This window comes from Microcystis panniformis FACHB-1757, assembly GCF_001264245.1.
GTDB lineage: Bacteria > Cyanobacteriota > Cyanobacteriia > Cyanobacteriales > Microcystaceae > Microcystis > Microcystis panniformis.
The window spans coordinates 304,295-316,957 of sequence record NZ_CP011339.1; the positions used below are offsets into that span (position 1 = coordinate 304,295).

A 12,663-nucleotide genomic window follows, 5' to 3' on the forward strand; every position below is an offset into this window, starting at 1 on the left:
GCGATTCCCAAACCTCACGATTTGGGTTTCTGCTTCTTTCCCGAAGGATTTTTCGCACCTGCCTTAACAGATTTACTCTGTTCTGGTCTTATGGTCGCTCTACAGACTGACACCGCAAGCCCTGCGGCCAAAATATTTTTACTGGCGTTAATATCTCGGTCATGGTGAGTCCCACAGTCTGGACAATCCCACTCTCGAACATTTAACGGCATTTTCTCAGCAATATACCCGCAATTACTACACCGCTTAGAACTAGGAAACCATCTATCTATTTCGATGTAATTTCTCCCATACCAACGGCATTTATAGGCTAATTGTCGGGTGATTTCACCCCAGCTAACGTCAGATATTGCCTGAGATAATTTCGGGTTTTTGACCAGATTCTTGACGGCTAAATTCTCAACCACAATCGTTTGGTTTTCACGAACTAATTGAGTGGTTAGCTTATGTAAATGGTCTTTTCTGCTATCGGTGATTTGAGCGTGAATCTTGGCTACTTTGATTCTTGCTTTTTCCCGATTTTTTGACCCTTTCTGTTTTCTAGAAAGATTTTTCGCTGCTCTTCGCAACCTCTGATAATGTTTCTTAAAATGCTTAGGATTAGATACCTTGTCACCATCGCTGGTAATCACAAGGCTACTAATTCCTAAGTCAATTCCGATGGCTTTATCTGTTACTGGTAAAGGCTTAATCGTTGGGTCATCAAATCTTATTGAAATATGCCAACGTCCAGAAGGATGTAATCTGACTGTTACTGTGCTTGGTTCACAGCTTTCTGGTATTTGTCTTGACCATCGAATAGGTAAAGGTTCTGTGCATTTAGCTAAATAGATTTGTTTGTCTTTGAATTTAAAAGCAGATTTGGTAAATTCGGCACTTCCTCCTTGATGTTTTTTCTTAAAGTTAGGATACTTAGTACGACCAGCAAAGAAATTAGTAAAAGCTGTTTGTAAATGTCTTAACCCTTGTTGTAAAGGTACACAGCTTACTTCATTGAGAAAGTCTAATTCTTCTTGTTTTTTCCAATCGGTTAGCATTGAAGAAGTTTCAGTATATCCTACTCTTTCTTGTCTTTCATACCAAGCTTGTGTTCGTTCGTGGAGAGCTTTGTTGTAAACTAATCTTACACAGCCCAACGTGCGCCGCAATAGCGACTCTTGTTTGGGTGTGGGGTAAAATCGAAACGAATAGGCTTTTTCCATACCTCACATTTTAGCATATATTTCGTAAACGATGCTCATATTTAACAGTAAAGCCGTCGTAGAACGACGGGGTTTCAGACCCAAATTTTCGATGATCGCCAATCCAAAACCAGGTCACTGTATCCCCTGACAGCACTCCCAAAGCTCGATGACTCTTCGTTACACGCACTGACCAAATATCTTCGTCGCTGTCAATACACTTAAAATTTAACGACGGATGAAACGGATTCTCTACCCATAACCGATATGCTTTCCTGGCTCCGGCTTTGACTGCTGGCTTCAAGTCGCGATACTTCTGCCAAAATGAGGGCAATGTCGCGGAATTCATAGCTGCTCATAATCCATCGGCGCGGACAATCCTGCTGCAATCTCTTCTTTGGCTTTTCGGGCTGCTGCGACTAGATTATTCTTCGTCTGTTTAAACGACTGATCCCATCGTTTTTCTTCTTCAATTTCTGCAATATAAGCTCGAACATACTCTACTAACTGCTCTTGAAGCTCATCAGGCAGAGACTCAACCATCTTGATGATCGTGGTAATAGCAGGAGAGGGCATGGTATCTATCAGCGTAGTAGGTTTTCTCTATTCTACAACGTCCACCGCAAACCCAAAATGATATGATCTTTGTTTCCTCTGTGTCTGGAGTGGTTTTTATTAAGTAGGTAGGCGTTAAAAGTTGTCAGATGCCCCCCTTATCAAGGGGGGATTAAGGGGGGACTAAGGGGGGATCGGCACCCCCCTTATCAAGGGGGGCAGGGGGGATCGAACCTAAAATCCATTTTTAATTTAATTATAACCAGCTACTTAATGAGCCTTGCTCAAAACCAAACAATTTATAATTCAAGAGCGAGGTATTTATGGGTAAAGAAGAAGAACTACTTGAACAATGGCGAGAACTGACACCAGAAAAGCAACAAAAAGTTTTACAATTTGTTCAAACACTGAAATCTAAGTCAGAAACAACAGCACCAATTAATTAGGAGTCTAACCCATGAGCGGCCTCACCATCGAAACCGATTTAGGAAAAATCCTAGACCAGATTAATCAGAATCTTAAAGAGACCAATCAGAAGCTAGACGCGCTCCAGAAAGATGTCACAGAGATCAGGATTGTTCAAGTCAGATTCGAGGCCGAAGTCAAGGGAGATCTCAAGGCATTACAGGGAGAATTCAACACCTTACAAGGTGATTTAAAAGAGATTAAAGGCTCCCAGAAAGCCCAAATTTGGGCATTAATTACCATCTTGGCAACAGCAGTTATCGGAACTGTCATCCGCTTTGTCATCACTGTTCCCCCTGTTAGCAACCCCTAACTTCCACTGCCGCGGAACAGGCTTCTGGTTCCTGTTTGATATTCAGGTAGAATTAATGATAGAATTGGTGCGTTACGGCGGATTGTTAATTTTGGTTTTTTGACCGGATTTGTAACCGACTCAACACTTTATCATCCTCTACTGATCCCCCTGCCCCCCTTGATAAGGGGGGTGCCGATAGGCCGGGGGATCCCCCCTGCCCCCCTTGATAAGGGGGGAACTTATAACTTTTAACACCTACCTACTTATGTTTTAGATGCTAGGGTTGGGACATGGAAGAATTAAGAATTGTCAATTGAACACCGTTATCTCTTTCATAAACTATCACGACGGGAAAGGTTAATTTAGCTTCTTTTTTTGGTAACGCTGGGAAAATATAGGAATAACCATTGCCTTTGAGCAACAGTCGCCAAATTCTCGGTTTATCAGGGTTACTAATATCATTAAGTTCGTTATCTAATAAACGTTTGTAGGATTGAAGATCGCCGATAATTCTAAAATTAGGTAAGTTAGTTTTTGTGGAACGACTTTCTAAGGGATTATTAAATTTTCGTCCTAAACTGGCATCTTGAGGCATAACAATCGTGACAATCGGTAAAGAAGAAGTTTCATTAACAGCATCTTTCCAAGCATCATCTTTTGCTTGCCAGGTTGCCAGCCAAAAAAGAGCCATCAGTACAAAAATAACGATAATAAATTCATTCAATAGGGATGATAAAAAATTAACGATCTTAGCTTGAGATTTACTCAAAGCAATCGGTAATCTTTTCAGATATTTTATCAGCCATCTTTGTCCGGCAAAGGTGATGACAGTAGCACCTATAATCACCAATAAAAATAGGATTTTTCTAGGAATTGCCCAAAGGTCTCCAAAAAATGTTTGAAAAGCGGCAAAATAAAAGGATTCGTTAGGAAGACTCAGAGTCGTAACTTCGAGATGAAAAAAGCTAAAGTATGCCCAGCGATAAATCCAGCCGGTAAAGTAAAGAGCAGCGGCTAATAAAACCAATACACTAATTAGTTTACCGAGAGGATTAAATTCTGAGGAATTGTCGGGATCAGTCATGACAAACTGCTTGGGATGGTTGAAGTGAAAAAGGAGATGTTAAAATTCTATCATCTCTTATTTATTTCGATATTGAGGGGTTAATCGGATGATGAAAGCTATTTTGCGGGGGAGTATTTTCTCTTTGCTGTTGCTGGGAGTAGCAAGCGATAGGCGGTTAGAATGGCTTCAGGGTTCTGTCCGCAGTCAGGAAACGGCGTTAGAGGTGGCTGTACCGGATAAGGCGACGGTGGTACTCAAGCGGGGAAATCCTCTGACGGGACGGTTAACAGCTTTTAATCAGGCAAGTTTGAGGCTGTCGGCGGGGGGTGATTCAGAAACAGTTCCTCTGAATCAAGTTAAATCGATAGAATTTCAAGGAGATGTCTGGATTGAGGGTGAACCTCTTCCTTCTCGTATCCGAGGTTATGTTAAAACTTGGCCTGGAGTTCCTGTCACGGCTTTAAGGTTACAAAATCCTCCCCAGTCGGCTAAAGTCAACTTAAATAGGGTATTAACACCTGAAGAATTACGAAAGCTACTTAATATCAAAGACAAGGTTCATGTACTATCTAAAATTAGTTTTAACTCGCCTCAAAAAATGACATTAGAAGCCTTTACTATGCCCAAAAAATAAATTATGTCTATCTCTCGTCTTAAACTTCTGGGTTATTTAATCATCACAACAACTATCCTAAGTGTTGCGATGTGGATGTCTCCTGAGCGAGGCAAATTTTTGCCGTTTAAGGGCATCAATCAAGCTGTTACCCAAAATCGTCCAAATACACAACAGCAGCAACAGCAGAGGCGGATCGCCCTAGTAATTGGTAATGCAAATTACCAAGTTGGTAAGCTTGATACGCCGCTTAATGATGCCACAGATATGGCTAATGCTTTGAAGGAATTAGGTTTTGAGGTAATTTTGCTCAAGGATTCTTCTAAACGACAAATGGATGATGCTCTCGATCAGTTTACCACTCGAATTAATCAAGGTTATGTCGGTTTATTTTATTATGCAGGTCATGGAATGGAGGTAGAAGGAGAAAATTATCTTATTCCTGTTAATGCTCAGATTAAATATAAAAAAGATGTTGAGTATGAGTCAATGCCTTTGGGGAAAATACTCGGCAGAATGGAAGATGCGGGTAATCGAATTAATATTGTGATTTTAGATGCTTGTCGGGATAATCCTTTTCGTAAATTTTGGCGTTCATCTAGCAGGGGATTAACAGCACCATCGCAAGCAACATCAGGAACTTTAATTGCTTTTGCCACTGCACCGGGAAAAGTCGCTAGTGATGGTACTGGACGGAATGGATTATTTACTTCCTACTTATTGAAATATATTAAAACTCCCAATATGGAAGTGGATTCAATGCTGCGAAAAGTACGCTCTGATGTTGTCCAAAATACTAATAATTATCAAGTTCCTTGGACTTCATCTTCTTTAATAGGAGAATTTGCTTTTAATCAAAAAACTGAAACAACCCCTCCTATTGTGACTAGCTCACCTGTTCCTAAACCTAGCCCATCTATTGCTGTTGTACCAACGCCAAAACCGACCCCTTCACCTCCTCCTGTGACTAGCTCACCTGTTCCTAAACCTAGCCCATCTATTGCTGTTGTGCCAACGCCAAAACCAACCCCTTCACCTACTCCTGTTACAGATCCTCAGTCTAGTTCTTCATCAGTGCTGGAACAGCAGACGCAGCCCTCTTCACTAACAACTGTTGCTGCGCCGATGACAGAGAATGCGAGGATTACTAGAAGAATGCTCTCCGAGCATGCTACTCTTATATCGAGGTCAACAGGAGTGAATTATACCAACCTGCGAGACCTACTAGCAGCAGGGAAATGGAAAGAAGCAGATGTGGAAACAACTAGGGCGATGCTTCAAGCTGCTAAGAGGAAAGAGGAAGGATGGTTCTGGTTCAGATATGAAGATATTGAGAACTTTTCCTGTGAAGATTTACGCATCATTGACCAGCTTTGGGTGTCAGCTAGTAAAGGTAAATTCGGCTTCAGCGTTCAGAAAGAAATCTATGAGAGTCTCCGTGGTACGAGAGAGTATAATGGGGAAGTGTGGAACAAGTTCGGCGATCGCGTCGGCTGGAGAAAAGGAGGGAGTTGGTTGTATGATTCAGACCTTACCTATAGTGATGAAGCCCCCAAGGCGCACCTGCCTCATGGGATTTGGGGGATTTGGGTATTTTCGGATGGATTGGTGGTTTTGGTTCGTGGTGGGCTTCCTTTTGGGGGCTTCCTTTTTCGTGCAAAAGCTTGTAACCTGTAGAATATAACGATCTCAGGTCTTTTATCAAGTCTAATTTTAGGGGTTTTGCTCACGGAAACATCTGCTTTTCACAGAACTCGATACTTAACGATGTTGATGTCTATTATCGCGGAATTTCTAAGTTTAATTTAGGGGATAAACAAGGGGCGATCGCATAATTCTTTTCAACGAGGTTATGAGCTATCCAGCAATTCGATACCCATCACCATCACCTGATTACATTTATTGATTTTTCATCGCATACTATTTCAAAAGAAACGTGCCAAAGACAAAAATCATCTTTTATCAAGAAGTAGAAGGCATCTCACCCGTTGTTGAGTGGCTTCAGAAATTACTCAAAACTGATAAAAAGGATTTGCCAAATGTATAACCAAAATCGAACAACTTGCCGCACAAGGTCATGAACTGCGCCGCCCTGCTGCTGATTATCTCAGAAATGATATCTGGGAGCTTAGAGCCAAACAGGGAACCATACAATATCGAATCCTCTATTTTTATCATGGTCAAAATATAGCAATTATTGGTCATGCTCTTATCAAAAAAACTTCCGCCGTTCCCTCACAAGACATCGAGAGAATTATCCAAAGAAAAGCACAATTTAAACAAAATCCAGAACTTCATACTTATCAAGGAGAAATAAACAATGCCTAAAACCACAGATGCCGTAAAAATCATTCACCAAATGATTGCAGACGATCCCACAATCAAAGAACAAATTGCCCTAGAATCCCTCAACTCAGAAATCGCACAATTGATTTATGACGCTCGTATGAATGCTGGATTAACTCAACAACAACTAGCCGACCTAATCCATGTTGAGCAATCCGTTATTGAAGATCTAGAAGACGCTGACTATCAAGACAATCCCCTAATAATGCTACAAAAAATTGCCACTGCCCTTAATCAACGAGTCAAAATGAGCCTTGTTAGTAGCTTGTAGGGTGCGTGTTTGCGCGTATTTAAAGGAGATTTGTTAATAATTAAACTATGATCGCGCCGTAACGCAGCATCTTAAGAAAATTGGTGTGTTACGCTATCACTAACGCACCCGACAAGAGCCACCACTGTGTCTGGAGTGGTTTTTATTATGATTATTTAACTGCTACCAAATATCCCCCCGTAGCAATCTCTCCCTAGTAACAGGTTTCTAGTTCTTGTTTGATATTCAGGTAGAATGAATGATATAATTGGTGCGTGGGGCGTGGCTCTTTCGTGCAAAAGCTTGTCACCTGTAGAATATAACAATCTCAGGTCTTTTATCAAGTCTAATTTTAGGGGGTTTGCTCACGGAAACATCAGCTTTTCACAGAACTCGATACTTGACACTATTTAATTTATCATTTGTTAGAAAACTCACATATATAAAAGCTTTAATATGCCAAAAATACAACTTATTTTTTACCAAGATGAAAGAGGTAATATACCAATTATAGAATGGCTTGATAGTCTTCCTGGCAAAGCTCAAAACAAATGCTTTATCAAATTACAAAGACTGGCAGAACTAGGATATGAATTACGCAGACCAGAAGCAGACTTTTTGCGGGACAAAATTTATGAACTGAGAGTTAATTTTAAAGGAATAAATTATAGAATTCTTTATTTCTTTTATAAAAACAAAGCTGTGGTCATTTCTCATGGTATAATTAAAGAAAAAGAAGTTCTACCACTGGAAATCGAGCAAGCAATTAAAAACAAAGCTAAATTTGAAAAAAATCCCGAATTACACACCTATTTTCAGGAGTTGATATGAATACACACCAAACGACAGCCGATGGCTTACAAATTCTTTACCAACGTTATTATGCTAATAATCCAGAACGTCAATTAGAATTAGAAAAGGCTCGTATTGATGACGAAGTAGCCAGAAAAATATTTAAGATTAAGGAAACACATCATCTTTCAACAAAAGCTTTAGCAGAATTAATTAATACTGATGAATCTATTATTGAAGCCTTAGAAAATGCTGACTATGAAGGAAACTCTTTTTTGTTGCTAAATCTCATCGCTACAGCCCTAAAAATCAAGGTTAAATTTGAATTAGTTTCAGCCTAATTGTTTCAGTAATTTGCTACAATGAGAATAAGCTGTCGCGCATTTAAACAATGACAATGATAAACCTAGAAACAATTGAAGAAGATATTGCGTCCCTTCCCCTCGACGCACAACAGACTATTCTTGAACTTGTAGGTATTCTCAAAAAACGATATTCTCCCAACCCACAGGAAATGAAAGAGCAGGGAACAGAAGATTGGTCTGACTTTATCGGTTGTATAGAAGCTGAACCAGACCTTTCGCAAAACTATAAAACCTATTTAACAAGTGAACTTAAGCAAAAATATGATCATTGTTGATACTGGTTTCTGGCTGGCCATTGCTAATAAAAACGACTCACTTCACCCATTAGCAAAAAAACAATTCCAAAAATTAATCAATCAACAATTTATTACAACCTGGTGCGTTGTTACTGAAACTTGCTACTTACTACAAAAACGAGTGGGAATAGATGTCCCAAAAACCTTTATTCATAAAATCTCCACAGGAGAACTACAGGTATTCAACCTCAAAACTAAGCACTGCCAACCCATTGAAGAACTGATGCAAAAATATAGAGATTTGCCAATGGACTTAGCCGATGCTTCGTTAGTAGTGTTAGCTGAAACAATTAAGGAGAACAGAATATTAACCACAGATAGGCGAGATTTTAGTGTTTATCGTTGGCTAAATAATCAAACATTTGATATTCTAATTTAACAGTCCGTAGTCCGTAGATTGAACCCTCGGAACGAAACCCAACACCCAACACCTAAATCTGTCTGAATGGGCGATCGCCGCTTTGGTAGGCTGCATTAACGAAGTGTAAGGCGGCAATCTCGCTGCCAACCCTGATAATAAAGCTGATCGTGGCTTGGGAGCAATTCAGTTATGATAGGGGTCAACTTAATATCTTTAGCAACGCAGAATGAGGATTTCACCATGAAGATTCCATATACATATTGGAAAGAATCAGATGGGATGTTCTTGGGCTATTTGAATGAATTTCCAGATCATTGGACCCAAGGTGTTGACTTAGAAGAATTAATCGGAAACTTGGTCGATCTCTACAAAACATTTACTACTGAAGAAATCCCCGGAATCAAGAGAGTTGCAGAGTTTGAACTCGCATGAAAAGACATGATTTAATTGCACAATTAGAGCAAGCGGGCTGCTATTTGATTAGACGTGGAGGGAAACACGATATTTACCATAATCCAGATACTGGAAAAACAGAACCAATTCCCAGACATCGAGAAATTAATGAGCGATTGGCTAAAAAGATTATCAAAAGTCTTACAGGCGACAGATAAATTCACAGTGCCAATTAGGGTCTGCTGAAAAAGTTTTTCGTGGGGCAGGGTGTGGGGTGTGGGGTGTAGGGTTTTAGCCATTTTCAGGGGGTCAATTACCTAATTTTCAGGGAAAAAGTGCCTTAATTTTCCCCCGATTCCTCCAATGGCTGGCACTTTTTGATTTCAAAAAAGCCTAAAGATATTATCCAACAAGGTTTTTAGATTTATTCAGTAAACCCCAAAGCAAAGGAGCTATGGAAAAATGATTACTGTAGGATTTAAAAAAGGACGATCACTCTTACAGCAAGATTTCTAGTGCCAAAGTGAACCCCAGAACCATATCCTCCCCGCTTAAAATCGCGTTGGCAGGATAATGAGTCACCAAAAAGCTCTAAACTACAATTTTGGCAATAATCGGTCGTAGGATTGGATCATTCTTTCGTAAGTAAAGCGAGTGGCATTGATAAAACCTTTTTGCCTCAAATCTTCCAGGCGATCGGGAGCGAGAAGATTTTCTGCAATAATAGTAGCGGCGGCCTCGTGTTCGGTGGGATCGAAGTAAACGGCTGCATCATCAGCGATAACAGTCATGGGGAGACGATTGGAAGTAAAGACGGGACAACCACAGGATTGAGCTTCAATAACGGGAACACCGAATCCTTCCTGAAAGGAGGGAAAGATTAAAGCAGTTGCTAGGCAATAAAAGGCGCGGAGATCATCATCGGAGACGGTTCCTAATTCGATTACTTGTGCGGACAAGTTATTCTGATTAACAAATTCTCGCATATCCGGCAGCAAAGGTTTTCCCATCAGGATCAATCGGCAATTTTCCAGACCGGGGAAAGTGATTAACCTCTTGAATATTTTCAGCAATCCCAATCGATTTTTATACCATTGGTCGCCCCCGACATGAATTAGCCAGGGGCAATCACTATTAATATTAAATTTATCCACTAGATTTACCGCCGCTGCTCTTGTCATCGGACCGTATCCCTCACTCAAGCAATCCTCGATCACTTCCGTTTGTTCGGGGGTAATTTTGGTTAAACGGAGAACATCGGCACGAGTAGCTTCGGAAGAACAGACAACATATTTAGCCTGTTTGAATCCTCGCAAAATCATCGCCTGATACTGTTTTCCCGTCCAACTGGTGGGATTTTCAGGAATTTCTCCTAGGGCGGAACGAATGGCCAGCAGATCGTGACAGATGACAAAATACTTGCGATCTTTTAGATAGGGAGTTAAATAGGATAACGCCTGATCACAAATGCAGACGATATCGGCCCAATCAAGCTGCTGACGTAACTGCACTGGGAAAATAATTAACTTATCAATATACCCCAACCACTTGCCGAGTCCCTGGGGAGAAGATTTCAGTTGACCGAAAATAGGCTGTGCTTGCACTCGCCGAATTTCGTGTCCTTTTTGTCTGAGTCCTTTCTCCACTAAACCGACAAAACGATTAATACTGATCTGCCGATCATTGACGTAATTTCCTACTATTAAAACTTTCATGATTAGGCTCCAAAAAATCAATTTTTATGGCGGTAAAACTCGCAAACAGTCTCAAGTAAAATTCAGGGGTTAAGAACAATATTAGTCCCGCAAAATTTCCTCGTACCTTTGTCCCGCTCGCTCCCAGGTGTACTCCGATTCCACCATCGCCCGGCCATTATGGGACAGTTGTTCTCGCACAGAAGGATCATCAAACAACCTAGAGATCGCTGTGACGTACTCAGCAACACTATTAGCCCGCAGCGCCCTAGGGGGAATTCCCTCTGCTGCCACCGTTAAACCCTCTAAACCGCGATCGCTGGCGACAACCGGAATCCCAGCGGCCATGGATTCTAGGGTTTTGGTCTTGATTCCCAATCCCACCCGCAGGGGAACCACACAAACGGTTCCTCGGTGTAAATATTCCACTGTCGAGGGAACGGTCCCCGTCACCTTCACACCGGGATACTTGGCGAGTTCGAGAACTTCCGGTGCCGGGTTTGCCCCCACTAGGGTTAAGGTGGTAGCGGGATATCGCTGTTGAATGACTGGCAGGACTTCTAAAACAAAAAAACGGGCGGCATCGATATTATGGGTAGAACTCATGGCACCGACAAAGACCAAATTATGACCGCCGGGATCCCGAGGACGATAGGGAAACAGGTCTAAATCCACGCCATTAGGCACGATATCCACCCGTGCATCCGGGAGGATTTTTAACAATTGTTCGCGATCGTAATCGGTAGTAGCCACTAATTGCGAAAACTTGGCACAGTAACGTTTTTCGTACTGATAGAGTAAGGGCAGATAGAGAAAATCCCGCAGCGGATAGGCGGAGGCTCCTCTATCCAAATGATTGCGTGTCCAACCGTACACGGAACTGTGAATATCCACTACTGTTTTGACTCGCTGACGGTATTCCGGCCGGATAAAAATCTCGCTGATACTCTGAGCGCAGATAATTACATCACATTTTTGCTGCTCGACGTATTCATCTACTCGCTCTTGAATGAGCGGCGAACGATAACTAAGAACACTAGCAGGGGTCATCTGTACTATTCCCTCCAGAAAGCGCCCTGTTTTACCGATTAGTTTTGTCAGTCCCTTGCCTGGTTCGGGAATTTCCTGGGGCGGAAATAAGACAAGATGATTGGTAAAGGTTTTTAATTCTTCGATCTGAGTTTCTGTGACATTCTCCACCCGACGGGCAAACAGGGTGACATCATGGTTTTGATGAAGACATTTGATCAGGTTAAAAGTTCTCCCCTCCGTTGCCCCGCGACTAGGTGGATAGGGAAAGTTATTGCAAAAAAGGACTAATATTCTCATAATTCTGGTTCGGCAGCGGTTTTTGACAATAATTCTACCGTTTCCTTTAGTTGGCCATACACGGGAATCTCAACTGGGTATTTCTCGATCTCCCCAAGGGTGACTTTTCCTCGCCCTGTTAAGAGCAATACGGGCTGACAACCAGCTTCTAGGGCGCATTCTAAATCACTGGGCGCATCGCCGATAAACAACGAGCGGGCTAAATCGATTCCGTACTGGTGGGCGGCTGTCAGCAGCAGATAGGGGGAGGGTTTACGGCACAGACAACCTTCGTCGGGATGGTGCGGGCAGATGGCAAGATCGTGAAAATGCACGCCCAATTGTCGGTATTCCTCAATCATGCGCCCGTGAATCGCCGCTAGATCGTCCCAAGTGAAATAGCCCCTAGCAAGTCCCGATTGATTGGTAATGATGATCAGCAGATAGCCGGCATCCTGCCACTGTTTTAAGGCAGCCGCTGCCCCGGCGGGAATGCTCACCTGTTCTGGTTTGCTCAGGTAGGGGATATAGTCAATAACTACCCCATCTCGATCGAGAAATAAGGCTTTGTTCTTTTTCGCTCTATCTTGGCTTTTCTGGTCAGAATTGCCAGGAGATGGCGGAGATGGGTATTTTAGGTCGTCGTCATTGACGGAAATTGCGGGGAAAGGATTCATTATGTT

General features: G+C 41.8%; 18 protein-coding genes and 1 pseudogene. 12 read left to right on the forward strand and 7 right to left on the reverse strand.

What is annotated here, in order from left to right:
- Nucleotides 1–14 precede the first annotated feature (14 nt).
- The 3 genes from VL20_RS01525 to VL20_RS01535 are packed head-to-tail and all read right to left on the reverse strand — an operon-like array spanning nt 15 to nt 1,757.
- A complete protein-coding gene (locus VL20_RS01525) occupies nt 15–1,202 on the reverse strand; it encodes an RNA-guided endonuclease InsQ/TnpB family protein (RefSeq protein ID WP_052275397.1) in 1,188 nt (395 codons plus the stop codon).
- Nucleotides 1,203–1,212: 10 nt separating this feature from the next.
- On the reverse strand, nt 1,213–1,530 hold the full coding sequence (locus VL20_RS34025; RefSeq protein WP_167341529.1) for a ParE family toxin-like protein: 318 nt from the start codon (nt 1,528–1,530) through the stop codon (nt 1,213–1,215).
- Complete coding sequence (locus VL20_RS01535; RefSeq protein WP_002775250.1) at nt 1,527–1,757, reverse strand: hypothetical protein; 231 nt, start codon at nt 1,755–1,757, stop codon at nt 1,527–1,529. The genes VL20_RS34025 and VL20_RS01535 overlap by 4 nt, the downstream gene beginning before the upstream one ends.
- A gap of 302 nt (nt 1,758–2,059) precedes the next feature.
- Between VL20_RS01535 and VL20_RS32125 the strand changes: the two genes are divergently transcribed.
- On the forward strand, nt 2,060–2,182 hold the full coding sequence (locus VL20_RS32125) for a hypothetical protein (protein ID WP_002796307.1): 123 nt from the start codon (nt 2,060–2,062) through the stop codon (nt 2,180–2,182).
- A gap of 11 nt (nt 2,183–2,193) precedes the next feature.
- Nucleotides 2,194–2,514, forward strand: coding sequence for a hypothetical protein (locus tag VL20_RS01540; RefSeq protein ID WP_002796305.1), 321 nt, complete (start codon nt 2,194–2,196; stop codon nt 2,512–2,514).
- 259 nt (nt 2,515–2,773) lie between these two features.
- On the opposite strand, the gene VL20_RS01545 is transcribed toward VL20_RS01540, so the two are convergent.
- Nucleotides 2,774–3,580, reverse strand: coding sequence for a hypothetical protein (locus VL20_RS01545; RefSeq protein WP_052275398.1), 807 nt, complete (start codon nt 3,578–3,580; stop codon nt 2,774–2,776).
- 88 nt (nt 3,581–3,668) lie between these two features.
- Here VL20_RS01545 and VL20_RS01550 point away from each other — a divergent pair, with 88 nt between their 5' ends.
- The 10 genes and pseudogenes from VL20_RS01550 to VL20_RS01590 all read left to right on the forward strand — a co-directional run bounded on the left by VL20_RS01550 (nt 3,669) and on the right by VL20_RS01590 (nt 9,196).
- Complete coding sequence (locus VL20_RS01550; protein WP_052275399.1) at nt 3,669–4,196, forward strand: hypothetical protein; 528 nt, start codon at nt 3,669–3,671, stop codon at nt 4,194–4,196.
- A gap of 3 nt (nt 4,197–4,199) precedes the next feature.
- Nucleotides 4,200–5,852 (forward strand): caspase family protein, encoded by a 1,653-nt coding sequence (locus VL20_RS01555; RefSeq protein ID WP_284525975.1) that lies wholly within the window; start codon nt 4,200–4,202, stop codon nt 5,850–5,852.
- A gap of 259 nt (nt 5,853–6,111) precedes the next feature.
- Nucleotides 6,112–6,503: pseudogene (locus tag VL20_RS33530) on the forward strand (type II toxin-antitoxin system RelE/ParE family toxin).
- Nucleotides 6,496–6,792, forward strand: coding sequence for a helix-turn-helix domain-containing protein (locus VL20_RS01560; RefSeq protein ID WP_002731911.1), 297 nt, complete (start codon nt 6,496–6,498; stop codon nt 6,790–6,792). The pseudogene VL20_RS33530 and the gene VL20_RS01560 overlap by 8 nt, the downstream one beginning before the upstream one ends.
- Before the next feature lie 435 nt (nt 6,793–7,227).
- Entirely contained in the window at nt 7,228–7,602 is a 375-nt protein-coding gene (locus VL20_RS01565) for a type II toxin-antitoxin system RelE/ParE family toxin (RefSeq protein ID WP_002734817.1), read from the forward strand.
- Nucleotides 7,599–7,904, forward strand: coding sequence for a helix-turn-helix domain-containing protein (locus VL20_RS01570; protein ID WP_002732780.1), 306 nt, complete (start codon nt 7,599–7,601; stop codon nt 7,902–7,904). The genes VL20_RS01565 and VL20_RS01570 overlap by 4 nt, the downstream gene beginning before the upstream one ends.
- Before the next feature lie 56 nt (nt 7,905–7,960).
- Nucleotides 7,961–8,203 carry a hypothetical protein gene (locus VL20_RS01575; RefSeq protein ID WP_081417885.1) on the forward strand — a complete coding sequence of 81 codons (243 nt, stop codon included), beginning with the start codon at nt 7,961–7,963 and terminating at the stop codon, nt 8,201–8,203.
- Nucleotides 8,190–8,603, forward strand: coding sequence for a type II toxin-antitoxin system VapC family toxin (locus VL20_RS01580; RefSeq protein WP_052275400.1), 414 nt, complete (start codon nt 8,190–8,192; stop codon nt 8,601–8,603). Before VL20_RS01575 ends, VL20_RS01580 begins: the two co-directional genes overlap by 14 nt.
- Before the next feature lie 222 nt (nt 8,604–8,825).
- Nucleotides 8,826–9,017 (forward strand): hypothetical protein, encoded by a 192-nt coding sequence (locus tag VL20_RS01585; RefSeq protein ID WP_002796297.1) that lies wholly within the window; start codon nt 8,826–8,828, stop codon nt 9,015–9,017.
- Nucleotides 9,014–9,196: a type II toxin-antitoxin system HicA family toxin gene (locus VL20_RS01590; protein ID WP_012267861.1), complete on the forward strand. Its 183-nt coding sequence runs from the start codon at nt 9,014–9,016 to the stop codon at nt 9,194–9,196. Before VL20_RS01585 ends, VL20_RS01590 begins: the two co-directional genes overlap by 4 nt.
- Nucleotides 9,197–9,574: 378 nt before the next feature.
- Here VL20_RS01590 and VL20_RS01595 read toward each other — a convergent pair whose 3' ends face one another.
- The 3 genes from VL20_RS01595 to VL20_RS01605 form a co-directional block, all read right to left on the reverse strand.
- Entirely contained in the window at nt 9,575–10,693 is a 1,119-nt protein-coding gene (locus VL20_RS01595; protein ID WP_052275401.1) for a glycosyltransferase family 4 protein, read from the reverse strand.
- 81 nt (nt 10,694–10,774) lie between these two features.
- Complete coding sequence (locus VL20_RS01600; protein ID WP_052275402.1) at nt 10,775–12,001, reverse strand: glycosyltransferase family 4 protein; 1,227 nt, start codon at nt 11,999–12,001, stop codon at nt 10,775–10,777.
- Nucleotides 11,998–12,657: a D-glycero-alpha-D-manno-heptose-1,7-bisphosphate 7-phosphatase gene (locus tag VL20_RS01605; protein ID WP_052275403.1), complete on the reverse strand. Its 660-nt coding sequence runs from the start codon at nt 12,655–12,657 to the stop codon at nt 11,998–12,000. Before VL20_RS01605 ends, VL20_RS01600 begins: the two co-directional genes overlap by 4 nt.
- Between the last annotated feature and the right edge of the window lie 6 nt (nt 12,658–12,663).

Coding starts and splice junctions, on each gene's coding strand:
- VL20_RS34025 (WP_167341529.1), bottom strand. CDS start 1,530: ATGAATTCCGCGACATTGCCCTCATTTTGGCAGAAGTATCGCGACTTG.
- VL20_RS01550 (WP_052275399.1), top strand. CDS start 3,669: ATGATGAAAGCTATTTTGCGGGGGAGTATTTTCTCTTTGCTGTTGCTG.
- VL20_RS01570 (WP_002732780.1), top strand. CDS start 7,599: ATGAATACACACCAAACGACAGCCGATGGCTTACAAATTCTTTACCAA.
- VL20_RS01565 (WP_002734817.1), top strand. CDS start 7,228: ATGCCAAAAATACAACTTATTTTTTACCAAGATGAAAGAGGTAATATA.
- VL20_RS01605 (WP_052275403.1), bottom strand. CDS start 12,657: ATGAATCCTTTCCCCGCAATTTCCGTCAATGACGACGACCTAAAATAC.
- VL20_RS01580 (WP_052275400.1), top strand. CDS start 8,190: ATGATCATTGTTGATACTGGTTTCTGGCTGGCCATTGCTAATAAAAAC.
- VL20_RS32125 (WP_002796307.1), top strand. CDS start 2,060: ATGGGTAAAGAAGAAGAACTACTTGAACAATGGCGAGAACTGACACCA.
- VL20_RS01525 (WP_052275397.1), bottom strand. CDS start 1,202: ATGGAAAAAGCCTATTCGTTTCGATTTTACCCCACACCCAAACAAGAG.
- VL20_RS01585 (WP_002796297.1), top strand. CDS start 8,826: ATGAAGATTCCATATACATATTGGAAAGAATCAGATGGGATGTTCTTG.
- VL20_RS01590 (WP_012267861.1), top strand. CDS start 9,014: ATGAAAAGACATGATTTAATTGCACAATTAGAGCAAGCGGGCTGCTAT.
- VL20_RS01600 (WP_052275402.1), bottom strand. CDS start 12,001: ATGAGAATATTAGTCCTTTTTTGCAATAACTTTCCCTATCCACCTAGT.
- VL20_RS01540 (WP_002796305.1), top strand. CDS start 2,194: ATGAGCGGCCTCACCATCGAAACCGATTTAGGAAAAATCCTAGACCAG.
- VL20_RS01575 (WP_081417885.1), top strand. CDS start 7,961: ATGATAAACCTAGAAACAATTGAAGAAGATATTGCGTCCCTTCCCCTC.
- VL20_RS01545 (WP_052275398.1), bottom strand. CDS start 3,580: ATGACTGATCCCGACAATTCCTCAGAATTTAATCCTCTCGGTAAACTA.
- VL20_RS01555 (WP_284525975.1), top strand. CDS start 4,200: ATGTCTATCTCTCGTCTTAAACTTCTGGGTTATTTAATCATCACAACA.
- VL20_RS01535 (WP_002775250.1), bottom strand. CDS start 1,757: ATGCCCTCTCCTGCTATTACCACGATCATCAAGATGGTTGAGTCTCTG.
- VL20_RS01560 (WP_002731911.1), top strand. CDS start 6,496: ATGCCTAAAACCACAGATGCCGTAAAAATCATTCACCAAATGATTGCA.
- VL20_RS01595 (WP_052275401.1), bottom strand. CDS start 10,693: ATGAAAGTTTTAATAGTAGGAAATTACGTCAATGATCGGCAGATCAGT.